Consider the following 22,487-nt stretch of genomic DNA (forward strand, 5'->3'; position numbering starts at 1 on the left):
CCTCAGCAGACCTTGTGCATCCAGCCGAAGGTGTCCTCGGCCCGGCCGTACTGGATGTCGACGAGCGCCTGGCGAATCCGCATGGTCAGCTCGGTGCTGCGGGGAGCCGGGACCGTGCCCTGCGCCGAGCGGAGCTCCCCGACCGGGGTGATCACCGCGGCGGTGCCGCAGGCGAAGACCTCGACGATCTCCCCCGAGGCCACCCCCTCGCGCCACTCGTCGATCGCGAACTTCCGCTCCTCGACCTCGTGGCCCAGCTTGCCGGCCAGCTCGATGACGGAGGCACGGGTGATCCCCTCGAGGATCGTGCCCCCGGTCTCGGGGGTGACGACACGGCCGTCGGCGTGGACGAAGTACATGTTCATCCCGCCGAGCTCCTCGACGTACCGGTGCTCCTGGGCGTCGAGGAAGACGACCTGATCGCAGCCGTGGCGGCTCGCCTCCTGCTGCGCGACCAGCGACGAGGCGTAGTTGCCCCCCGTCTTGGCCGCGCCCATCCCGCCGCGGGCGGCGCGCGTGTACTCCTCGGTCAGCCACAGGCTGACCGGCTTCACGCCCCCGGGGAAGTAGGAGCCGGCGGGGCTCGCGATCACCATGAACGTGACGTGCTGCGCGGGGCGCACCCCAAGGAACTTCTCGGAGGCGAACATGAAGGGCCGCAGGTAGAGGCTCTTCTCCCCCACGCTGTCGGGGACCCAGCGCTGGTCGGTGGCGACCAGGGCGTCGACCGCCTGCACGAACTCCTCGGGCGGCAGCTCGGGCAGCGCGAGCCGCTGCGAGGACCGGACCATCCGCCTCGCGTTCTCCTCGGGGCGGAAGGTCCAGATGCTGCCGTCGTCGTGGCGGTAGGCCTTCATCCCCTCGAAGGTCTCCTGCGCGTAGTGCAGGACCGCGGTGGCCGGGTCGAGCGAGATCGGGCCGTAGGGGGTGATCCGTGCGTCGTGCCACCCCTCGTCGGGGGTCCACTCGACCGTGAGCATGTGGTCGGTGAAGTGCTGGCCGAAACCGGGACTGGCGAGCACCTCCGCGAGGCGCTGGTCCTCCACGGGGTTGGTCGACAGGGTGGTGCTGATCTCCATGGGCGTCAGGCTATCTGCTCGGGCCGGGCCCCCGCCCCGGCGAGGGTCCCTGCGGTGGCGCCGCCGGACCGTGCCGGGGCGAGGTGCGCGGAGGCCACGTCAGAGGCGGGCGGCGATCGCGTCGCCCACCTCGGACGTGCGGCGTACCTCGCCCGCGCGGCGCGCGGAGACGTCCTCGAGGACCGCCTTCTCGACCCGCGCGGCCTCGTCGGGGCGGTCGAGGTGGTCGAGCAGGAGGGCGGCCGACAGGATCGCTGCGGTCGGGTCGGCCTTCTGCTGGCCCGCGATGTCGGGCGCGGAGCCGTGGACCGGCTCGAACATCGAGGGGGTGGTCCGGTCGGGGTTGACGTTGCCGGAGGCCGCCAGGCCGATGCCGCCGGTGATGGCGGCGGCGAGGTCGGTGATGATGTCGCCGAAGAGGTTGTCGGTGACGATCACGTCGAAGCGGGCCGGGTCGGTGGTCATGAAGATGGTGGCCGCGTCGATGTGCATGTAGTCGCGGGTCACGTCGGGGAACTCGGCGCCGACCTCCTCGAAGAGGCGCCACCACACGGAGCCGGCGTGCACGAGCACGTTGGTCTTGTGGACCAGGGTGATCCTGCGGCGCGGACGCTTCTGGGCGCGGGCGAAGGCGTCGCGCAGCACGCGCTCGACGCCGTACGCCGTGTTGACGCTGACTTCCGTGGCCACCTCGGCCGGCGTGCCGACCCGCAGCGCGCCGCCGTTGCCCGTGTAGGGGCCCTCCGTGCCCTCGCGGACCACGACGAAGTCGACCTCGCCGGGATCGGCGAGCGGGGACGGGACGCCGGGGAAGATCCGGGACGGGCGCAGGTTGACGTAGTGGTCGAGCTCGAAGCGCAGGCGCAGGAGCAGGCCCCGCTCGAGCAGGCCGGGCGGCAGGTTCGGGTCGTTGGGCTTGCCGCCGACCGCGCCGAGGAGGATCGCGTCCTGGGCACGGACCTCCGCCAGGACCGAGTCGGGGAGCACCTCGCCGGTCGCGAGGTAGCGCTCCGCGCCGAGGTCGTAGCGGGTGGTGTCGAAGGCTCCCGGGGCCACCGCGTCGAGCACCTTGAGTGCCTCTGTGGTGACCTCCGGACCGATCCCGTCGCCGGGGATGACGGCGAGCGTGACCGGTGGGGCTGCAGGGGTCTGGGTCATGGCGTGAGGCTAGTTGTCGTCGGGGCGCTGGCCGCCGTTGTCTCGCAGGTCAAGCGCGGTCTGCAGGGCCTGGAGGCTGTGCGGGCTGTCGGGGTCGTGGCGGGCCGGGCCCCACTCGGCCGGGTACATGTCGTACATGGCGTGCTCCTCGGAAGTGCGTCGGGCGCAAGGGTGCGCGGGTGGTGACGGTGTGCTGGACGGGTGCGGGTGCTGCGGGGCGCAGCACCCGTGCGTCGCGGCGGGCGGTCCCGGTCTCGACCACGGATCGCGTGGGAGGGGGAACGCCGGCCACACCGGAGGCGGGTCACGTCGTGCGGAGGAGCGGGGCGCCGCGACGCAGTGGGGGCTGCTGGTCGAGGGCCACGTCAACGCCGAGCACCGCGGCGAGGTGGCCCTCTGTCAGGCCTCGCCGCGGCAGTCGATGAGTACGAAGACGCTCCGCATGATGGGCCGACCATACTCCCGTCGCCACGACCGCGCACCGGCATCCCGCCAGGAGTCCACCTTGCGAGACGCAATTCCCAGGATGAGAGACTCGGGGGCATGAGTGCTCCCCCCGAACTCCCCGAGATCGTCGCGCGCGCCTTCGACGTCTCGCGCAAGGCGGGCTACGTCTCGTTCTGCCGCAACGAGACCGGCCGGCTGCTCGCGACGCTGGCCGCCACCCGGGGCGGCGTCATGGCGGAGTTCGGCACCGGGTGCGGCGTCGGCACCGCCTGGCTGCGCTCGGGGGTGCGCACCGACGCCCGGATCCTCACCGCCGAGCTGAACCCCGCGCTGGCCGCCGCGGCCGCCGAGATCTTCACCGACGACCCGTCGGTCGAGGTGTTCCAGGCCGACTGGTCCACCCTCAGCAGCAAGGGGCCCTTCTCGCTCCTCTTCCTCGACTCCGGCGACCCCGACAGCGTCCGTGTGGACGCCGTCGCCGACCTCGTCGAGCCCGGCGGGCTGGTCGTGCTCGACGACTTCACCCCGTGCGAGTCGTGGCCCCCGATCTATCTCGGCCGCGTCGACACGCTGCGCGAGGAGTGGCTCACCGACGACCGGTTCACCGCCGTCGAGGTGATGATCGCGCCCGACGCCTCGGCGCTGATCGCCACCCGCCGCTGACCGCGGGCGGCGGCCCCCCGGGCGTCGATCCAGCGCGTTGTCCCAGCGCGGCGCCTCAGTGGTAGTAGTTCACGTCGTCGAGCAGCAGTCCGGCGGCCACCGGGTTCGGCTTCCCGCTGGGGTCGTGCTCGATCCCGATCACGTGCCGCTTCCTGGTCCCGTCGTCGTAGGTGAGCTCCACGATCCCCTTGCGGACGACCCGGTAGGTGCCGCGCTGGTCGGGCGGCAGGATGCTCCAGACGCTGCCCAGGCCCGGCCAGCTGCCGATGGTGACCCGGCTCAGGGCGAACCTCCCGTCTGAGCCGAACGAGAGGTTCTCCGTCCAGCTGTTGCACATCAGCATGCAGGTGCCCGACCAGTTCTGGTGGATCAGGTCGGTCTGGAGCTTCGTGCCCTTGGCCGGCAGCGTGAGCGGGTGGAAGTCGAGCTTCTCCCCCGCGCCCGGGTGGACGAACGCGAAACCCTCGGAGGTGACCTTGGCCCGCTTCTTGCCGATCTTCACGACACCCTTGCGCTTGTTGTAGGTGTAGCGCTGGCACTCCTTCACCTTGGCCGAGCACCGGGGCCGACGCCCCTCCGCCCAGCCGGTGTAGGCCCACTTCGCGTCCACGAACCAGACCCCGTGGGTGATCCACCCCGCGCTGGACATGGTGGTGGTCGACTCCCAGCCCCACCAGTAGCTGCCCTCCAGCTTCTTCGGCACGGTGGGCTTGGGGGTGATCGCGACCTGGGGCCGCGCCGTGGCCGGCGAGGCGCCCGCGCTGGTGGCCGTCAGGGTCACGGGCCGGGGCCGCGGCGCCTTGGCGCTCTTCGTCCTCTTGCCCTTCTTGCCCTTGCCCTTCGCCTTCTTGGGGGCCGTGAGGCGGATCTTCAGCTCGACGTACTCCGACGAGCGGCCGGCCAGGGCGGGCAGTTCCACGACGCCCGGTCGCACCTGCACGCCCGAACCAGCGGCGGTGAGCCGCACCGGTCCGGCGTCGCCCTTGCCGGTGTTGCGCAGGGTGACCCGCAGCGAGGCCCAGCGGCCGGCGCGGGCGCCGACCATGAGCTGGTCGGGATCGACCTCCAGTGCGGGCCGGTGGGTCTCGTCCAACGCCTCCGCGAAGGCCCTGCTCAGCACGGCGCCGTTCTGGTCGGTCGGGAGAACGACCGCGTAGGCGCACTCGAACGCGCTGTCCCGCAGCAGGGGATGCGCCGCGCTGGTGAGGGTCACCGACGCCCCTCCCACAGTGCGGCTGAGCGGCACGCCGGTGCCGTCGGTGAACTGGCCCTGCACCTGGGAGGAGACGGTGGTGGTGAGCGCCGTGAAGGCGGAGACGCACGACCTGCCGTCCCAGGTGCCGAGCACGACCCCGAGGACCGCTTCAGCGTCGGTGGGGGCCTGCGCGAAGGACGCGGTGGTGGTGAGGACCTGTGCCTCGAGGTCGACGGCGACGTCGACCGAGGTGAGCTGGTGCTGGGGGTTGGCGGACGTCGACTCCACGTCGCGCAGCGACGCGGAGCGACGCACCACGCCCTCGGCCCACCCGTCGGCCTGCGCGCGGCTCCGGGCGCCGTCCGCGGCGCGCTGGCTGCGGTCGAGGCGGTCGAAGGCGTCGGGCACCGTCGCACCGTCCGGCCCGGCGGCGGACGCGTGACCGCCCGGCATGAGGACCAGCACCAACGGCAGTGCGGCAAGGAGACGTCGAGCGAGCATGGATTCCCCCGGAGGTCGTGAACGTGCGGCACACCCTAGTCACAGGTCAGGGGCCCGGTCACGCGGAACCTTCCGCACCGGACGTCCCGTCACCCACGCGACGCCGGGAGGCCGTCAGGCCAGGTCGACCGCGTGCACCGAGACGGCGTCGATCGCGACCTGGATCTCGGCGAGGACCTCGGCCGGGATCGCGGAGTCGACCGAGAGGGCGACCAGCGCGTCCCCGCCGCGGTCGCGACGGCAGACCTGCATGCCGGCGATGTTGACCCCAGCGTCACCCAGGATCCCGCCGACCGTCCCGATGATGCCGGGACGGTCCGCATAGACGCAGAAGGCGAGGTGCTCGGTCGGCTCGAGGTCGACGTCGAAGCCGTTGACCTCGACCAGGCGCTCGCGCTGGGCGATGCCCACCAGGGTGCCGGCCACGGAGACCTGGGAGCCGTCGGCCAACGTGCCCCGGACCGTGATGAGGCTGCGGTGGTCGGGGCTCTCGGGGTCGGCGACCAGGCGCACCGAGGTGCCCCGCTCGGCCGCCAGGAGCGGCGCGTTCACGTAGGAGACCTGCTCCTCGACGATGTCGGAGAACGCTCCCTTGAGGGCGGCCAGCTCGAGGACGCGGACATCGTACTCGGTGATCTCGCCGCGCACCTCGACGTCGATCTGCTGGGCGACCTCGCCGGCCAGCGCCGTGAAGACGCGCCCGAGCTTCTCGGTCAGCGGGATGCCGGGGCGGACGTCCTCGGCGATCACCCCGCCCTGGACGTTGACCGCGTCGGGCACCAGCTCGCCGGCCAGCGCCAGGCGGACCGAGCGGGCGACCGCGACGCCGGCCTTCTCCTGCGCCTCGGCGGTGGCCGCCCCCAGGTGGGGCGTGGCGACCACGTTGTCGAGGGCGAGCAGCGGGGAGTCGGGGCACGGCTCCTCGGTGAAGACGTCGAGGCCGGCGGCGGCGACCCGGCCGGTCTTCAGGGCGTCGTGCAGGGCCGCCTCGTCGACGATCCCGCCGCGTGCCGCGTTGACCAGCACCAGCCCGGGCCTCACCCGCGCCAGCTCGGCGGCCCCGATCAGCCCCACGGTCTCGACGGTGCGGGGCAGGTGCACCGACATGAAGTCGGACTCCAGCAGGAGCGTGTCGAGGTCGACCAGGCGGACGCCCATCTGCGCCGCCCGACCCGCCTGCACGTAGGGGTCGTAGGCGATCACGCGCATCCCGAAGGCGGCGAGCCGCTGCGCCACGAGGACCCCCACGCGACCCAGCCCCACGATGCCGAGCGTCTTCTCGAAGAGCTCGGTGCCGGTGAACCGGGTCCGCTCCCACTCGCCGCGCCGGAGCGCCGCGTGGGCGGGGCTCACGTGCCGGGCGGCGGCCAGCAGCAGGGCGACCGCCAGCTCCGCCGCGCTCACGAGGTTGGAGGTGGGCGCGTTCACGACCATGACGCCCTGCTGCGTGGCGGCGCGCACGTCGACGTTGTCGAGGCCGACCCCCGCGCGCGCCACCACCTTGAGGCGCGGCGCGCGGTCGAGCAGCTCCGCGTCGACCCGGGTCTGGGACCGGACGAGCAGCGCGTCGGCCGCGCCGACCTCGGCGAGCAGCGCCTCGCGGTCGGTGCCGTCGCAGGTCCTGACCTCGAACTCCGGACCGAGCTCGGCGACGGTGGCCGGGCTCAGCGGCTCGGAGATCAGGACGACGGGTCGGTGGGTCACAGCGGGTCCTTGCGGGGGAGGAAGTGGGGCGGCCCGGGGGCCGCGGGTGCACGACGCTGTGCCGGGGCCACCCTAGCCCGATCCGACGGGGTCAGACCGGGCAGCCGTCCGGTCCGCAGACGCCGTTGGCGGCGTCGCTCTGCATCACCAGCGGCGCCGGGTGGGCCTCCTGCCAGGCACGGTCGAGCACCTGCGCCAGCGAGTCGGCCGGCTGCGCCCCGGAGACGCCGTACCGGCCGTCGACGACGAAGAACGGGACGCCGGTGGCGCCGTACCGCTGCGCCTGCTCCATGTCGGCCCAGACCTCGGCGGTGAGCTCGTCGGAGGCGAGCAGCGCGGAGACGCGCTCCGCGTCCAGCCCGGCCCCGACCGCGACCTCACGCAGCACCTCGTGGTCGGCGACGTTGCGGGCGTGGGTGAAGTACGCCGCCAGCAGCGCCTCCTTGACGGCTCCCTGCAGCGCCGGGCCGCCCTCGGCCAGGGCGAGGTGGATGACCCGGTGGGCGTCGACGGTGTTGACGTGCGGGGTCTCCCCGAGCCGGTAGACCAGCCCCTCCTCCGCGGCGACGGCCTCGACCTGGTCCATCATCTGCCGGGCGCCCTCGCGGCTCTGGCCGTACTTGCGGGCGATGGAGTCGATCGCCAGCTCGCCGCCGTCCCGCGGCGCCCCCGGGTCGAGCTGGAACGAGCGCCAGACGACCTCCACCTCGTCGGCGTGCTCGAAGTCGGCCAGGGCGGTCTCCAGGCGTCGCTTGCCGATGTAGCACCACGGGCAGACGACGTCGCTCCAGATCTCGATGCGCATGTCGGGCCAACCCGGCCGGGCGGCCGGATGTTCCCCCTCTCCTCCCCCGACCCCGCCCGGGGCGACCCCGAGGCACCCTCGGGGTCGGGCCGGGGTGGGGACCCGCGCTCACCCCGATGCGCCGGCTGCCGCCACCGGGCGAGGCTGCTCGGCATGATCACCCTCGACCAGCTCACGAAGCGCTACGGCGACCACCTCGCCGTCGACGACGTCTCCTTCACCGCCGCGCCCGGCCGGGTCACGGGCTTCCTCGGCCCCAACGGCGCCGGGAAGTCCACCACCATGCGGATGCTCACCGGCCTCACCCGTCCGACCGACGGCCACGCCCTGGTCAACGGCCGTCCCTACGCCGAGCTGCCCAACCCCGGGCGCGAGGTCGGGGTCCTGCTCGACGCCTCGGCCCAGCACGCCGGGCGCACCGGTCGCGAGGTCCTCGCGATCGCCCGGCGCACCATGGGGCTCCCCCGGGCCCGGGTCGAGGAGACCCTGGAGCGCGTGGGGCTGACCGAGGAGGAGGGCGGCCAGCGGGTGCGCCACTACTCCCTCGGCATGCGGCAGCGGCTCGGGATCGGGCTCGCCCTGCTGGGCGACCCCGAGGTGCTCGTCCTCGACGAGCCCGCCAACGGCCTCGACCCGGCGGGGATCCGCTGGATGCGCGACCTGCTCCGCGGGTTCGCCGACGCCGGGGGCACCGTGCTCCTCTCCTCGCACCTGCTCCACGAGGTCGAGGTCGTCGCCGACGACCTCGTCGTGATCGGCCGCGGCCGGATCGTGGCCCGGGGCTCGAAGGCCGAGCTGCTCGAGTCTGCGGGGACCGTCGCCCGCTCCCGCCGCACGCCGGAGCTGGTGGCCGCCCTGCACGCGGCGGGGCACGCCGCGACGGTCGGCACCGACGGCCTGGTCCACAGCGACGCCGGCTGCGAGGCGGTCGGCGACGTCGCCCTGGCCGCCGGCCTCCCGCTCGCCGAGCTCCGGCCCGCCGACGGTGCCGGGCTGGAGGAGATGTTCCTGCAGCTCACCGCCGCCGCGCAGCGCGACTCCGTCGACGCCGACCCCTCGCCCACCTCGTCCGACCTCCGAGAAGGAGCAGCAGCATGACCAGCGCGACCAGCCTGACCGTCGACACCCCCGGCACCACCTCGGCCGGCACCACCTCGCCCTGGACCTCGCCCGGGACCTCGCCCGGGACCGAGGGGTCGCCCTCCGCCCGCGCGGCCGCCGCCCACGCGCCGATCCCCTTCCGCCGCCTGGCGTGGGTCGAGCTCACCAAGATGTTCGACACCCGTTCGGGGTTCTGGCTGCTGGCCGGGATCGCCATCTCGGCGCTGCTGGCCACGGCCGCCGTGGTGGCCTTCGCCCCGGAGGAGTCCCAGACCTTCGAGCAGTTCTCGGCGGCCATCGGCATGCCGATCGCGATCCTGCTGCCGATGGTCGCGATCCTCTCCGTCACCGCGGAGTGGAGCCAGCGCGGGACGCTCACCACCTTCACGCTCGTCCCCCACCGCGGCCGGGTGCTCCTGGCCAAGGCGGTCTGCGCCGTCGGCGTCGGCGTCGTCTCGATGGGCGTCGCGCTCGCGATCGGCGCGCTCGGCAACGTGGTCGGGACGGCGATCTCGGGCGCCCCGACCGTCTGGGACGTGGACGCGGCCAACCTCGCCACGATCGTCCTGGCCAACGTGCTGGGCCTGATGATGGGCTTCACCCTCGGGGTCGTCCTCCGCAGCTCGCCGGTGGCCGTCGTCGGCTACTTCGTCTTCTCCCTGGTGCTGCCCAACGCGCTCTTCGCGCTCGGGATGGTCCAGGAGTGGTTCGCCGACCTGCAGCCGTGGGTCGACTTCTACTTCTCCTACACGGTCCTCTTCGAGGACGTGCCCACCGGCGAGCAGTGGGCGCAGATCGGCACCTCGGGCCTGCTGTGGCTGGTGCTCCCTCTGGCCTTCGGCGTCTGGCGGGTCACCCGCACCGAGGTGAAGTGAGGCGAGACCCCGACCCCGCGGACAGGACGAAGGGGCCCGACCCGCCGATTATCTCGGCGGGTCGGGCCCCTTCTCCTGTCCTGCGGTCCCTCCCCGGGCCGGAGAGGGCGGGGGTCAGCGCGCGGCCGAGCCCTCGGTGTAGTCGCTGTCCTCCTGCTTCCAGGAGAAGTGGGAGCGCAGCGCCTTGCCGGTCGCCTCGATCGGGTGGCCGGCCTCCTCCTCGCGCAGCTTGAGGAACTCGGCGCCGCCGTTGTCCTGGTCGTCGATGAAGCGCTTGGCGAAGGAGCCGTCCTGGATGTCGGAGAGGATCGCCTTCATGCTCTCCTTCACCGCCGGGGTGATCACCCGCGGGCCGGAGACGTAGTCGCCGTACTCCGCGGTGTCGGAGATCGACCAGCGCTGCTTGGCGATGCCGCCCTCCCACATGAGGTCGACGATCAGCTTGAGCTCGTGGAGCACCTCGAAGTAGGCGATCTCCGGCTGGTAGCCCGCCTCGGTGAGGGTCTCGAAGCCGGCCTGGACGAGGTGGGAGACGCCACCGCACAGCACGGCCTGCTCGCCGAAGAGGTCGGTCTCGGTCTCCTCGGTGAAGGTGGTCTTGATGACGCCGGCGCGGGTGCCGCCGATGCCCTTGGCGTAGGACTTCGCGAGCTCCCAGGCCTGGCCCGAGGCGTCCTGCTCCACGGCGATGATGTCGGGGATGCCCCGGCCGGCGACGTACTCGCGGCGCACGGTGTGGCCAGGGGCCTTGGGGGCCACCAGGATGACGTCGACGCCCTCGGGCGGGGTGATGTAGCCGAAGCGGATGTTGAAGCCGTGGCCGAAGACCAGGGTGTCGCCCGCGGCGAGGTTCGGCTCGATGGCCTCCTTGTAGACGTGGCGCTGCACCTGGTCGGGGGTCAGCACGACGATCACGTCGGCCTCCTCCACCGCCTCGGCGGGGGTGAGCACGCGCAGGCCCTCGTCCTCGGCCTTGGCCCGGCTCTTCGACCCCTCGGGCAGGCCGACGCGGACGTCGACGCCCGAGTCGCGCAGGTTGAGCGCGTGGGCGTGGCCCTGGCTGCCGTAGCCGATCACCGCGACGCTCTTGCCCTGGATCAGGGACAGGTCGGCGTCGTCGTCGTAGAACATCTCAGCCACAGGGGCTCTCCTTTGGGGGTGTGTTTCGTGGGGTTCTGGAGCGGTCGGCGTCAGCCGGCCGCGGCGGGGACGGGGACGGGGACGGTGGTCGGGCGGGACGAGCGCTCCGTGATGGAGCGCGAGCCACGACCGATGGCGACCATCCCCGACTGGACGAGCTCGCGGATCCCGAAGGGCTCGATCACCCGCATGAAGTCGGCGAGCTTCTCGGAGTTGCCGGTGACCTCGATGGTCACCGCGTCGGGAGCGACGTCGACGACCCTGGCCTTGAAGAGCTGGACGGCGTCGAGCACCTGGCCGCGTGTCTCCACGTCGGCGCGGACCTTGACCAGCAGCAGCTCGCGGCGCACCGACCCCCGGCCCTCGAGCTCGACGATCTTGATCACCTCGACCAGCTTGTTGAGCTGCTTGGTGACCTGCTCCAGCGGGAGGTCCTCCACGTTGACCACGATCGTCATCCGCGAGACCTCGGGGTGCTCGGTCGGGCCGACCGCCAGGCTGTCGATGTTGAAGCCGCGACGGCTGAAGAGCGCCGCGACCCGGGCCAGGACGCCCGGCTTGTTCTCCACCAGGACGGACAGGGTGTGCTTGCTCACAGGTCATCCTCGTCGAACTTGGGGGCCAGGTCCCGGGCGTACTTGATCTCGTCGTTGCTGGTGCCGGCCGCGACCATGGGCCAGACCATCGCGTCCCGGTGCACCCGGAAGTCAACCACCACGGGACGGTCGTCGATCGCCATGGCCTTCTCGATGGTCGCGTCGACGTCGGCCTCGCTGTCGCAGGCGAGACCGACGCAGCCGTAGGCCTCGGCGAGCTTGACGAAGTCGGGGATCCGCTTGGAGTCCAGGTGGGTGTTGGAGTAGCGCTCGTTGTAGAAGAGCGTCTGCCACTGCCGCACCATGCCGAGCGACTCGTTGTTGATCACCGCCACCTTGATCGGGATGTCGTTGATCGCGCAGGTCGCCAGCTCCTGGTTGGTCATCTGGAAGCAGCCGTCGCCGTCCACCGCCCAGACCGTGGAGCCCGGCATCGCGACCTTGGCGCCCATCGCGGCCGGGACGGCGTACCCCATGGTGCCGAGCCCGCCCGAGTTGATCCAGGTGTTGGGGTTCTCGTAGGAGACGAACTGCGCCGCCCACATCTGGTGCTGGCCGACGCCCGAGGCGTAGATGGCCTCGGGTCCGGCGATGGCGCCGAGCCGCTCGATGACGTACTGCGGCGCGAGGGTGCCGTCGGCCGGCCGGTCGTAGCCCAGCGGGTAGCGCTTCTTCACCCCGGCGACGAACTCGATCCACTGCTCGTAGTCCCCGGTGCGGCCGGCCTCGGCCTCGGCCTCGAGCAGCGCGAGCAGGTCGACCAGGACCTCCTTGGCGTCGCCGACGATCGGCACGTCGGCGTGCCGGTTCTTGCCGATCTCGGCGGGGTCGATGTCGGCGTGCACCACCAGCGCGTGCGGGGCGAACGAGTCGAGGTTGCCCGTCACGCGGTCGTCGAACCGGGCACCCAGGGAGATGATCAGGTCGGAGCGCTGGAGACCGGCGACCGCGGCGACGGTCCCGTGCATCCCCGGCATCCCGAGGTGCTGCGGGTGGCTGTCGGGGAAGGCACCCCGGGCCATCAGCGTGGTGACCACCGGGATCCCGGTGAACTCCGCGAGCCGGCGCAGCTCGCGGTGGGCGCCGGAGCGGATCACGCCGCCGCCGACGTAGAGCACGGGGCGGCTGGCCTCGAGGATCACCCGGGCCGCCTCGCGGATCTGCTTGGAGTGCGGCTTGGTGATCGGCCGGTAGCCGGGCAGCTGCAGCTCGGTCGGCCACGCGAAGTCGGTCATCGCCTGCAGCGCCGACTTGGCGACGTCGACCAGCACCGGGCCGGGGCGGCCGGTGGAGGCGATGTGGAACGCCTCGGCGACGGTGCGCGGGATCTCGGCCGGGTCGGTGACCAGGAAGTTGTGCTTGGTGATCGGCATCGTGATGCCGCGGATGTCGGCCTCCTGGAAGGCGTCGGTCCCGATCATCGAGGCGCCCACCTGTCCGGTGATGGCGACCATCGGCACCGAGTCCATGTGCGCGTCGGCGAGCGGCGTGACGAGGTTGGTCGCGCCCGGGCCCGAGGTGGCCATGCAGACGCCCACCCGGCCGCTGGCGGCGGCGTACCCCTGGGCCGCGTGCCCGGCGCCCTGCTCGTGGCGGACCAGGACGTGCCGGATCCGGGTGGAGTCCATCAACGGGTCGTACGCCGGGAGGATGGCCCCGCCCGGGATCCCGAAGATGTCGGTGACACCCGCGTTCTCCAGCGAGCGCACGAGGCTCTGCGCCCCCGTGATCCTGCCGTCCTGCTCACTCATCGGTCTCTTCCTCACTGCTGTGGCACTGCTGCCGGCCCGTGCGGGCCCTGTCGATGCACTGCTGGTCCGACCAAAACAAAAAACCCCTCGGCCGATTGTCGGCGACGAGGGGTGACGCGTGTGCTGAGGGGTCGGGCTCAGTCCACGCGTCGCGTGCGTACAAGAAGGTTCTCGAGGCGCATGGGACAACCGTCGCCGTCGCCGGCGACCGACGTCAAGCCAGTCTGCCAGGCGTCCCACTATCTGGTACGGCGGTCCCAGCATGTGGCGGGGCGGACCTACGGCAGCACGGACTCGCCGAGCTCCCCCGGGTTGAACGCGACTTCCCACCGGAACCCGTCGGGATCGGCGAAGTAGCCCGAGTAACCGCCCCACTCCCGCTCCTGCGCCTGCGCGACGACCTCGGCGCCGGCGGAGGCTGCCTGCTCGAGCACCCGGTCCACCCCGGCGCGGGAGGCGACGTTGTGGGCGAGCGTCAGCGGTGGCACCACGCCGGTCGCCACCCGGCTCCCGGTCTCGGCCTCGAAGGCGGCAGCGGCCCACAGGGACAGCACCACCTTGTCGGCGACCCGGAACATCACCACCTCCCCCGGGACGTCCACGGTCGGCTCCCAGCCGAGACCCTCGGCGTAGAAGCGGCGGCTCGCGGAGACGTCGGCCACGGCGAGCGTGACGAAGCTCAGGCGCTGGTCCATGCCGACCACTCTGGCAGACTCGGCGGGTGCCCGTCCTCCGGCTCCGCCAGGCCCTCCGGCTGCTCTCCGGCGGGGTGCCACGACTGTGGCGGGCCGCCCGGGAGGCGGGCGCCGACCGGCGGACGGCGACCGACGTGGTGGTCACCTCCGTGCTCGCCCTCCTCGTCTCCGCCCGCGTCGTCGGGAGCGGGTGGCGGGAGCAGAACGCCGTCCGGCACTTCGCCTGGCAGGCCCACCTCGCCGCCCGGCACGGCGAGGCGCTGGCCGTGGCGGTGGGCGAGGCCCAGGAGCGGGGCTCCGCCGACCCCGACGACTCCCGCGTCGACGAGGCCAACAACCGGGTGGGCCGCGCCCACGGCCTGGCCGGCGGCCCCGCCCTCCTGCGCGGTGGGCGGTGGGCCGCCCTCACCAGGCTCGCCGAGGCCGGACGGCTCGAGTGGCAGCAGCGCGAGCTCAGCGCCCAGCCGCTCGCCGACGGGACTGACCCGCGCGACGCCGGGCGCCGAGCCCACCCGCGCGCCCCTAGGGGACCTCGGCGCCGAGGCCGCTGAACCTCGGCGCAGCGGCGCCGCTGGTGGCGGTCGCCGTCCCTCCGGGCCGCATCGCCCAGGTCCCCGCGAAGTAGCCGTTCCCCGCGGCCGCCACGAAGCCGTAGATGTTGGCGCCCGTCTGGGTCGCGGTGTTCGTCGCGAAGGCGAGGTTGCTCACGTACCGGTTCGGCTGCATGTTGAAGGCCGTGGACTCGAAGACGCACAGGTGGCCAGGCTCCGCGTTGGGTGCCGCGGCGGTGCCGGAGCAACCGGCCGGGACCGGGTCGCCCGTCCTGATGTAGTGCGCGGCGGGCGGCGCGGCCAGCGTGACGCCGTACGAGAGCGCGTCCATCACCAGCGCCCCGGCCCCGACGCCGGACAGCACGTAGTTGCCTCGGTAGACGGCCGGCTTCGTCTGGTACTTGGCGTCCGACTCGGCACGGGTCCAGGTGTCCGCCTTCGTCGCGTACTTCGCGTCGGACTCGGCACGGGTCCAGGTGTCCGTCTTCGTCGCGTACTTCGCGTCGGACTCGGCCTTGGTCCAGACGTCGTCCTCCTCGGCGAACCGGTCCTTGGCCTGGGCCTTGGTGTAGTAGCGGCGGTCGGCCCGGGGACGGATCTTCTGCCTCCAGACCTTGCTCCAGTTCTGCTGGGCGGCGGCGCCGACCTGGTCCTGGAGCGAGGCTCCGGCAGGAGTGAGCGCGACGAGGCCGGCCAGCACGACGGCCAGGCAGGCGACCACCGCCGAGGCGGTGCGAGACGGTGCTTTCTTCATGGTGCTTCCCCTCGTCGGGGGCGGCCGTCGGTTCGACCACCCACCCCTAGAGGTCTAGACCAGTGAGGGGCCGGCGCGCATCGGCGAAATCGCGTATCTACGCCAGCTCCTGGACGATCTCGCGGGTCCCGCCGGCGACGGTGACGTGCGCGAGCGCCCCGTTGACCAGCGGGAGGTAGGGCGGCACGTGGCCGCACTCGACGTCCAGGACGATCGGCACGTCGAGCCCGCCGAGCGCGTCGAGGACGGCGTCGCGCTGGGTGAAGTGGTCCGACGGCGGCGCCGAGGTGCGTCCGACCAGGATCGCGTTCGCGTGCTCGAACCAGCCGGCGAGCCGCAGCCCGTGCAGGTTGCGGCAGATCTCGAGCGCCGGGTCGTCGGAGGCCTCGACGTAGACGACGAGCCCGTCCTCGGCGTGCTCGCGCCCGAACGCCGCCACGTCCCCGTACGGCGTCCCCGCGAGGTTGACGACCGTCTCGATGCAGCCGCCGACGAGCCGGCCGGTCACGTCGAGCCCGCCGCCACCGACGACCTCCCAGGTGCCCGTCCCGTCGAGGGTGTACGCCGTGGGCGTGGGGTCGCGCTCCCAGTCGTCGAAGCCGCTGGTGCGGAAGAGCCCCGACGCCCGCTGGGTGACGGGTCCCGTCGCCCCGGCCAGCGCCGTCCAGTGCGCCAGGCCGGGCGACGGCTCGTAGGGGGTGTCCATGAGGTTCGACCCGTGCAGGGTCGCCCAGCCCAGCCGGGTGGTGAGCGGGAGCAGCAGGGTGCTGATGTCGCTGAAGCCCACGACCCAGGTCGGCTCGGCGGTGGCCAGCGCGTCCCAGTCGAGCCGGTCCACGAGGTCGATCGCAGTCTCGCCGCCCCACGGAGGCACGACCGCCCGGATGGTCGGGTCCAGCAGCATCCGGTTCAGCTCGGCGGCCCGCTGCTCCACCGGCGCGCTGACGTGCCCGGAGTCCCCGCCCAGGCACTCCCCCACCTCGACCTCGTGACCGCGGTCGCGGAGCCACGCCACCGCCAGGTCCAGCCGTGGTCGCAGGGCGGTGGGCACCCCGAAGGACGGGGCGGTGACGCCGATCCGGTCGCCGGGACGCAGCGGTGCGGGGAAGCGGATCATCCCAGCAGCCTACGCACCTGCAGCATCCCCTCGTGCGCCTCGGCGAAGGAGGTGGAGAGCGGCGAGAGCCCGATCCGCAGGCCCCCGGGGTCGCGGTAGTCGGGGAGCACGTCGCCCTCCCACAGCCGGGCCACGACCTCCCGCATCCGGGGGTGCAGCAGGGTCACGTGGCCGCCCCGCGCCGCCGGGTCCCGCGGGGAGCCCAGCCGCACGCCCAGCGGGGCCAGCCAGGCGTCGGCGAGCTCGACGACGTACTCCGTGATCGCGACCGACTTGGCGCGCACGGCCGCCACGCCCACCTCCTCCAGCAGGTCCAGCATGTCCTGCACCGCGAGCATGCCGAGCACCGGCGGGGTGCCGGAGACGAAGCCCCGGATGCCGGGAGCGGGTCGGTAGCCGGGCCCCATCGCGAACGGCTCGGCGTGCCCCATCCAGCCCTGGATCGGCTGGGTCAGGACGCCGTGGTGACGGGCGGCGACGTAGCCGAACGCCGGGGACCCCGGCCCGCCGTCGAGGTACTTGTAGGTGCAGCCGGCCGCCAGGTCGACCTGCCACTGGTCGAGCGCCACGGGCACCGAGCCGGCCGAGTGGCACACGTCGAGCAGCAGCAGCGCTCCGGCGGCGTGCGCGACGGCTGTGAGCCGACCGACGTCGGCCAGGTGGCCGGAGCGGTAGGCCACGTGGCTGAGCAGCACCACCGCGGTGCGCTCCCCCACGGCGGGGGCCAGGAGCTCGGGGGTCAGCCCGCCCGTGGGGTCGACCTCGACCCAGCGGACGGTGCAGCCCCGCTCCGCGGCGACCCCCTCGGCGACGTAGCGGTCGGTGGGGAAGTTGTCGGTGTCGACGACGATCTCGGTCCGCGCCGGGTCGCGCGCCAGCTGGGCGTCGACGGCGGCGCGCAGCAGCTTGTAGAGCCAGACCGTCGTGGAGTCGCCGACCGCGAGCTGGCCGGGGGCGGCGCCGAGCAGCACCCCGCCGATCCGGTCCCCCAGCGACGTCGGCAGCTCCATCCAGCCCTCGTCCCAGCCGCGGATCAGCCGGCCGCCCCACTCCTCGCGCACGAAGCCGGCGAGCCGGTCGGCGGTGACCGCCAGCGGACGGCCCAGCGAGTTGCCGTCGAGGTAGACCAGCGGGGACCCCGCACCGACGAAGTGGGCGCGGTGGGCTGCGAGCGGGTCGGCGGCGTCCCGGGGGCGAGGGTCGAGGTCGGGCACGGCTTGCTCCTCGGGGCTGCCCGGGTGTCAGGGTGGGCCGGGCAGGGGTCGGGTCAGGTCAGGCAGGTCGGGGCGGGGCGGTGCGAGTCGCGACGGGTCAGGGCGACTCGACCTCCGAGGAGGGTACGGCGACGGCCACCGCGAGCCGGACCAGGAGGTCCTCGTCGGGTGCCCCGGGCAGGAACGTGACGAGGTCGTCCTCGAGCGGCGCCGGCCAACCGTCGGTGAGCGCGGCGAGCAGCGCCTCGTCGTCCAGCCCGGCCTCGCGCAGCAGCGCCAGCTCGCGCAGGTCGAGGCCGACGGGCAGCGGACCGTTGCCGAGGTCCGTGCCGTAGAGGACCCGGCCGCCCGCGGCGTGGAAGGCGGCCAGGTTGGCCATCGCGGTCCGCTGCCCGGGGGTGGACGCGCCGTGACGGTGGATGTCCAGGGTGCTGATCCACGCCATGTCTGCCGCCACGCACTCCGCGACGACGTCGGCGTCGAGCGCCTCGGTCCACGGGGTGTGGGCGAGGACGTCGACCCCGGCGGCCAGCGCCAGCTCGACCATCCCCGGACCCTCCACGTGGGCCACCACGGGGGTCTCCCCCGCCGCGGCCACCACGGCGCTGCAGGTGGCGAGGTCGAGCACCGGCCCGGCCCCGCGGTGCAGGGTGACCTTGACCACGCTCGCGCCCAGCGCGCGCTGCTCGGCGACGGCCGCCTCGGCCTCGCGGGGGTGGGCGACCGGGCGGACGCTGCCGTGCGGCGCCCACGGGCGGTCGCTCGGGTAGCCGTCGGGCGCGGCGAGGAACTGACCGGCGTGGTGCACCCGGACGGGGCAGGCGGCCGCGAGCGCCACCACGTCGGCCGACCAGCCGAGGTCGACGACGGCACCCAGCGCCCCGCGGGCGAGCAGGGAGCCGTCGACCAGCCCCAGGTGGACGTGGTGGTCCCGCAGGACGGGCAGGACCGTGCCGGTCAGGTCGGTGCCGCGGAGCCGGACGCTGCTCATCCGGGCACGCTACTCCTACTGGAAGCTGACGAACCGGACCTCGGGTCGGAGCCTGCGGGCGGCCCGCGCCCGCATCCGCGGCACGTCCTCGTCGTAGAAGAGCTTGAAGCCCAGGTCGAACTGCTTCGGCCGGGCCACCGCGCGGAAGGTGGCCTGCTTCTGGGCGGGCGTCCCGAAGCCGTCGACGTGCTGGACCTCCGCGAGGTTCGCCCGGTCGCGCACCTTCTTGATCCGGCCGACCATCGACTCGCGGAACTGGTGGAGCATGAAGACCTTCTCCGGCAGCGCGTGCTGGGCGGTCAGCGCGTCGAGCCAGGCGGAGACGTCGTTGACCTCCTTGGCCCGGACGGAGCCGATGACCTGGCCGGGCACCTGGTCGGGGCCCATCCGCCACTCCGGGTCGAGGGCGAGCCCCACCCACGGGTGCTGGAGCGCCCACTCCCACCGCTTCGCGACGGTGAGGAAGTCGGACCGACCGGGCTGGACGTCGAGGACCAGCAGCGCGCCGTTGCGCTCGGCGGCGTCGATGTACTCTTGGACCCGCTCCCGCGGGATGTCGTGGGAGTAGTCGCCGTCGGCGCCCGGGACCGCGTCGGCCACCGTGACGATCAGCTCGTAGACGGGCTGCACCCGCTCCTTGCGGGCGAGCCGGAAGGGCTTCGCGGCGCGGACGAGGCGCCGGTGGACGGTGTCGGGGTCGGCCTCGCCCAGCACCCCGAGGACGCCGGTGCCGGCCGTGCCGTAGTAGGCGACGAGGAACCGGTTGCGGGCGAAGACCTTGCGCCCCCCGCCGGGCAGTGTGGCGCGGCGCGCCAGCACAGCCGGTGCCCGGCCCGCGGAGCCGGCGGCACCCTCGGCGGCCCTCCCAGCCGTCGGGACGGTCGGGGCCGCTCCGGTCGCCCCGTCGCGGGCGGTGGCGGTCGCCGGGAGGCCGGCGAGCAGGCTGCCCGCGAGCAGCAGGGCGGCCGTGGACGTGAGTGTTCTCCCCCGAGTCATGGCCCGCACAGTAGCGGTGCCGCTCTCACGACGGGATCGGAACCCCCCGTCGGATCGTCGTCGAAGGCGGGGAGCCCGTCGATGCTCATGGCCCCGCCGGTCCATGTTCGGGGTGAGCAGGTCCCGCTCGTCGTCGAGGCTCATGAGGGGCAGGGCGTAGCCGCACGAGTCGCTCACCCGCTCGACGTCGACCACGATCACGGCCCGGGCGTGCGGGTGGGGGTCGAACCGGGACGCCCAGGCCTCGAAGTCGTCGTCGTACCGGCTCACCACCCGCCCGCGGCCGTGCAGGCGGACGACGTTCGGCGTGCGGTCGAACGAGCAGAACATCACGGTGATCCGCCCGTTCTGCCGCAGGTGCGCGATCGTCTCGGCGCCGCTCGCGGTGAGGTCGAGGTAGGCGACGGTGTGGTCGTCCACCACGGCGAACGTGCCGACCAGGCCCTTGGGCGAGACGTTGACGTGCCCGCCGTCGCCCGAGGGCGCGGTGGCCACGAAGAAGACCGGCTGGGCCTCGACGAACTCCCTCAGGCGGCCGTCGATCCGCTCGTGGACCTTGCCCATCCCGACTCCCCCGGCTCCCGGCTCAGCTCGTGACGGCGCCGTGGGCGGCGGACTGCACGACCTTGGCGTACTTGCCGAGCACCCCGCGCGTGTACTTCGGCGGGTTGGGCTCCCACCCGACCCTGCGGGCCTCCAGGTCGTCGATCTCCACCTCGAGGGTCGCGTTCGCGACGTCGAGGGTGATCCGGTCGCCGTCGCGGACGAACGCGATCGGACCGCCGTCGACCGCCTCGGGGGCGATGTGGCCGACGCAGAGGCCGGTCGTGCCGCCCGAGAAGCGCCCGTCGGTGATGAGCAGGACGTCCTTGCCGAGGCCCGCGCCCTTGATGGCGCCGGTGATGGCGAGCATCTCGCGCATCCCCGGGCCGCCCTTGGGCCCCTCGTAGCGGATGACGACCACGTCGTTCGGCTGGATCCGGCCCTCGGCCAGCGCGTCGAGGGCGGCGCGCTCGCCGTCGAAGACGCGGGCGGTGCCGGTGAAGGTGGTGTCGTCGAAGCCGGCGCTCTTGACGACCGCGCCCTCGGGGGCCAGGGAGCCCTTGAGGATCGTGATGCCGCCGGTGGCGTGGATCGGCTTCTCGAAGGCGCGCAGCACCTCGCCGTCCAGCGGCTTCGGGGCGAGCGCCTCGAGGTTCTCGGCCATGGTGCGGCCGGTGACGGTGAGGGTGTCGCCGTGCATGAAGCCGGCGTCGAGGAGCGCCTTCATCACGACCGGGATGCCGCCGATCTTGTCGACGTCGGTCATCACGAAGCGGCCGAACGGCTTGAGGTCGCCGATGTGCGGCACCTTCGACCCGATCCGGTTGAAGTCGTCGAGGGTGAGGTCGACGTCGGCCTCGCGGGCGATCGCGAGCAGGTGGAGCACCGCGTTGGTCGAGCCGCCCAGCGCCATCACCACGGCGATCGCGTTCTCGAAGGCCGGCTTGGTCATGACCTGGCGGGCCGTGATGCCCTGGCGCAGCATCTCGACGACCGCCTCGCCGGAGCGGTGCGCGAAGCCGTCGCGGCGGCGGTCGACGGCCGGCGGGGCCGCGCTGCCCGGGAGGCTCATCCCGAGCGCCTCCGCGACGCTGGCCATGGTGTTGGCGGTGTACATGCCGCCGCAGGCACCCTCGCCCGGGCAGATCGCGCGCTCGATCCGGTCGACCTCGTCGCGGGTGATCTTGCCCGCGAGGCACGCGCCGACGGCCTCGAAGGCGTCGATGATCGTCACGTCGTTGCCGTCGACCTGGCCGGGCATCGTGGAGCCGGCGTAGAGGAAGACGCTGGCGAGGTCGAGCCGCGCCGCGGCCATCAGCATGCCGGGCAGCGACTTGTCGCAGCCGGCCAGCAGCACGGATCCGTCGAGCCGCTCGGCCATCATCACGGTCTCCACGGAGTCGGCGATGACCTCTCGGCTGACGAGCGAGAAGTGCATCCCCTCGTGGCCCATCGAGATGCCGTCGGAGACCGAGATGGTGCCGAACTCCAGGGGGTAGCCGCCCGCGGCGTGCACGCCGTTCTTCACGGCCTTGGCGAGCCGGTCCAGCGACAGGTTGCAGGGCGTGATCTCGTTCCAGCTCGAGGCGACGCCGATCTGCGGCTTGGCGAAGTCCTCGTCGCCCATCCCCACCGCACGGAGCATGCCGCGCGCCGCGGCCCGCTCCAGGCCGTCGGTGACGTCGCGGGAACGGGGCTTGATGTCGGGCTGCTGCTGGTCGGACGCGCTCATGCGCGCAGCCTACGACTCGCCCTCCCTGGGGCGGCGTCCGGTCTCAGGGCAGGTGACGCCCCACGAAGGCGAGGACGTCGTCGAGCACCTCGTCGCGGTTGGTCTCGTTGAGGATCTCGTGCCTGGCCCCGGGGTAGGTCCTCTGCTCCGCCCGACGGCCGCCGAGGGTGGCGAACCCCTCGCGCGACGGGCCGATCGGCACCAGCCGGTCGTCCTCGCCGTGCAGCCAGAGGATCGGCACGTCGACGGCGCCCTCCGCGCCGACCCGCTCCGTCGCCGCCCGGAGCGCCTCGAGGGTGGGGCGCTTGAAGGGTCCGTGCCAGACGAGCTCGTCGGCGGCGTAGGCCTCCCCCACCGCCGGGTCGCGGCTGAGGGTGGCCGGGTCGATCGGCACGTCGGGGATCTCCTCGGCGGCGAGCAGCTGCTCGACCGCCTCCCACCGCCCCAGCACGGGCGCCGAGAGGACGACGGCGGCCAGCCCGTCGCCGTACCGCTGGGCGTAGCGGGCGGCGACCAGCCCGCCCATGGAGTGGCCGAGCAGGACCACCGGCAGGCCGGGGTGCTCCGCGCGGGCGAGCTCCTCGACGCGGTGCAGGTCGTCGCAGACCCGCTCCAGGTCCTCGACGAGGACGCGCTCGCCGTCGCTGCGGCCGTGCCCGACGTGGTCGGGGGCGAGGACCGCGGCGCCGTCGGCGACCAGCCGCTCGGCGACGTGGGGGTAGCGGCCGGTGTGCTCGCCGTACCCGTGCACGAGGAGCACCACGTAGCGCGTGCGCTCCCCCGTCCAGCGGCGGACGAAGAGGGTCCCGGCGTGGCCGGCGAGCTCGGTGTCGGTCTCGGTCATGGCCGCCACCCTCCCCCGGAGCGCGGCACGGGTCA

At 73.2% G+C, this 22,487-nt stretch carries 21 protein-coding genes; 4 read left to right on the plus strand and 17 right to left on the minus strand.

The features are described from left to right. Window positions 1-2: 2 nt before the first annotated feature. From DNK53_RS07985 to DNK53_RS18335, 3 genes are all read right to left on the minus strand, one after another. Window positions 3-1,079 carry a branched-chain amino acid aminotransferase gene (locus DNK53_RS07985; RefSeq protein WP_110181772.1) on the minus strand — a complete coding sequence of 359 codons (1,077 nt, stop codon included), beginning with the start codon at window positions 1,077-1,079 and terminating at the stop codon, window positions 3-5. Window positions 1,080-1,178: 99 nt separating this feature from the next. Further along, a complete protein-coding gene (locus DNK53_RS07990) occupies window positions 1,179-2,237 on the minus strand; it encodes a 3-isopropylmalate dehydrogenase (protein ID WP_110181773.1) in 1,059 nt (352 codons plus the stop codon). A gap of 9 nt (window positions 2,238-2,246) precedes the next feature. Next, the gene (locus DNK53_RS18335) at window positions 2,247-2,375 is read right to left on the minus strand and encodes a hypothetical protein (protein ID WP_275425738.1); all 129 of its coding nucleotides are present in this window, start codon (window positions 2,373-2,375) and stop codon (window positions 2,247-2,249) included. Window positions 2,376-2,780: 405 nt separating this feature from the next. Here DNK53_RS18335 and DNK53_RS07995 point away from each other — a divergent pair, with 405 nt between their 5' ends. Then, complete coding sequence (locus DNK53_RS07995) at window positions 2,781-3,347, plus strand: class I SAM-dependent methyltransferase (RefSeq protein WP_110181774.1); 567 nt, start codon at window positions 2,781-2,783, stop codon at window positions 3,345-3,347. 55 nt (window positions 3,348-3,402) lie between these two features. Here DNK53_RS07995 and DNK53_RS08000 read toward each other — a convergent pair whose 3' ends face one another. From DNK53_RS08000 to DNK53_RS08010, 3 genes are all read right to left on the minus strand, one after another. Beyond that, on the minus strand, window positions 3,403-5,043 hold the full coding sequence (locus DNK53_RS08000; RefSeq protein ID WP_162599832.1) for a hypothetical protein: 1,641 nt from the start codon (window positions 5,041-5,043) through the stop codon (window positions 3,403-3,405). Window positions 5,044-5,157: 114 nt separating this feature from the next. After that, window positions 5,158-6,747 (minus strand): phosphoglycerate dehydrogenase, encoded by a 1,590-nt coding sequence (serA, locus tag DNK53_RS08005; protein ID WP_110181776.1) that lies wholly within the window; start codon window positions 6,745-6,747, stop codon window positions 5,158-5,160. Between the two features lie 91 nt (window positions 6,748-6,838). After that, window positions 6,839-7,552 carry a DsbA family oxidoreductase gene (locus DNK53_RS08010; RefSeq protein ID WP_110181777.1) on the minus strand — a complete coding sequence of 238 codons (714 nt, stop codon included), beginning with the start codon at window positions 7,550-7,552 and terminating at the stop codon, window positions 6,839-6,841. 153 nt (window positions 7,553-7,705) lie between these two features. On the opposite strand from DNK53_RS08010, the gene DNK53_RS08015 reads away from it, so the two are divergent. Continuing rightward, window positions 7,706-8,650 carry an ABC transporter ATP-binding protein gene (locus DNK53_RS08015; protein ID WP_204163816.1) on the plus strand — a complete coding sequence of 315 codons (945 nt, stop codon included), beginning with the start codon at window positions 7,706-7,708 and terminating at the stop codon, window positions 8,648-8,650. Continuing rightward, complete coding sequence (locus DNK53_RS08020) at window positions 8,647-9,528, plus strand: ABC-2 transporter permease (RefSeq protein ID WP_110181778.1); 882 nt, start codon at window positions 8,647-8,649, stop codon at window positions 9,526-9,528. Before DNK53_RS08015 ends, DNK53_RS08020 begins: the two co-directional genes overlap by 4 nt. Window positions 9,529-9,642: 114 nt before the next feature. Here DNK53_RS08020 and ilvC read toward each other — a convergent pair whose 3' ends face one another. The 4 genes from ilvC to DNK53_RS08040 form a co-directional block, all read right to left on the minus strand. Next, window positions 9,643-10,668: a ketol-acid reductoisomerase gene (gene ilvC / locus DNK53_RS08025; protein ID WP_110181779.1), complete on the minus strand. Its 1,026-nt coding sequence runs from the start codon at window positions 10,666-10,668 to the stop codon at window positions 9,643-9,645. Window positions 10,669-10,718: 50 nt separating this feature from the next. Further along, window positions 10,719-11,264 carry an acetolactate synthase small subunit gene (gene ilvN / locus DNK53_RS08030; protein ID WP_110181780.1) on the minus strand — a complete coding sequence of 182 codons (546 nt, stop codon included), beginning with the start codon at window positions 11,262-11,264 and terminating at the stop codon, window positions 10,719-10,721. Then, the gene (locus DNK53_RS08035; RefSeq protein WP_110181781.1) at window positions 11,261-13,015 is read right to left on the minus strand and encodes an acetolactate synthase large subunit; all 1,755 of its coding nucleotides are present in this window, start codon (window positions 13,013-13,015) and stop codon (window positions 11,261-11,263) included. Before DNK53_RS08035 ends, ilvN begins: the two co-directional genes overlap by 4 nt. Window positions 13,016-13,293: 278 nt before the next feature. Beyond that, window positions 13,294-13,710, minus strand: a complete 417-nt coding sequence (locus DNK53_RS08040) for a VOC family protein (RefSeq protein WP_110182388.1) — start codon at window positions 13,708-13,710, stop codon at window positions 13,294-13,296. 26 nt (window positions 13,711-13,736) lie between these two features. On the opposite strand from DNK53_RS08040, the gene DNK53_RS08045 reads away from it, so the two are divergent. Further along, on the plus strand, window positions 13,737-14,261 hold the full coding sequence (locus DNK53_RS08045; RefSeq protein WP_110181782.1) for a hypothetical protein: 525 nt from the start codon (window positions 13,737-13,739) through the stop codon (window positions 14,259-14,261). On the opposite strand, the gene DNK53_RS08050 is transcribed toward DNK53_RS08045, so the two are convergent. The 7 genes from DNK53_RS08050 to DNK53_RS08080 form a co-directional block, all read right to left on the minus strand. Beyond that, the gene (locus DNK53_RS08050; protein WP_162599833.1) at window positions 14,233-15,015 is read right to left on the minus strand and encodes a hypothetical protein; all 783 of its coding nucleotides are present in this window, start codon (window positions 15,013-15,015) and stop codon (window positions 14,233-14,235) included. The two genes, DNK53_RS08045 and DNK53_RS08050, sit on opposite strands and share 29 nt — an antisense overlap. Before the next feature lie 97 nt (window positions 15,016-15,112). Further along, window positions 15,113-16,132, minus strand: coding sequence for a S66 family peptidase (locus DNK53_RS08055; RefSeq protein ID WP_110181784.1), 1,020 nt, complete (start codon window positions 16,130-16,132; stop codon window positions 15,113-15,115). Then, a complete protein-coding gene (locus DNK53_RS08060) occupies window positions 16,129-17,346 on the minus strand; it encodes a kynureninase (RefSeq protein ID WP_110181785.1) in 1,218 nt (405 codons plus the stop codon). The genes DNK53_RS08055 and DNK53_RS08060 overlap by 4 nt, the downstream gene beginning before the upstream one ends. Before the next feature lie 97 nt (window positions 17,347-17,443). Beyond that, window positions 17,444-18,337, minus strand: coding sequence for an amidohydrolase family protein (locus tag DNK53_RS08065; RefSeq protein WP_110181786.1), 894 nt, complete (start codon window positions 18,335-18,337; stop codon window positions 17,444-17,446). 15 nt (window positions 18,338-18,352) lie between these two features. Continuing rightward, on the minus strand, window positions 18,353-19,897 hold the full coding sequence (locus DNK53_RS17455) for a pyridoxamine 5'-phosphate oxidase family protein (RefSeq protein ID WP_162599834.1): 1,545 nt from the start codon (window positions 19,895-19,897) through the stop codon (window positions 18,353-18,355). 22 nt (window positions 19,898-19,919) lie between these two features. Continuing rightward, a complete protein-coding gene (gene ilvD / locus DNK53_RS08075) occupies window positions 19,920-21,608 on the minus strand; it encodes a dihydroxy-acid dehydratase (RefSeq protein WP_110181787.1) in 1,689 nt (562 codons plus the stop codon). A 43-nt stretch (window positions 21,609-21,651) separates the two neighbouring features. Further along, a complete protein-coding gene (locus DNK53_RS08080) occupies window positions 21,652-22,452 on the minus strand; it encodes an alpha/beta hydrolase (protein WP_110181788.1) in 801 nt (266 codons plus the stop codon). Between the last annotated feature and the right edge of the window lie 35 nt (window positions 22,453-22,487).

The sequence above is a fragment of the Nocardioides solisilvae genome (genome assembly GCF_003194625.1).
Lineage (GTDB): Bacteria > Actinomycetota > Actinomycetes > Propionibacteriales > Nocardioidaceae > Nocardioides > Nocardioides solisilvae.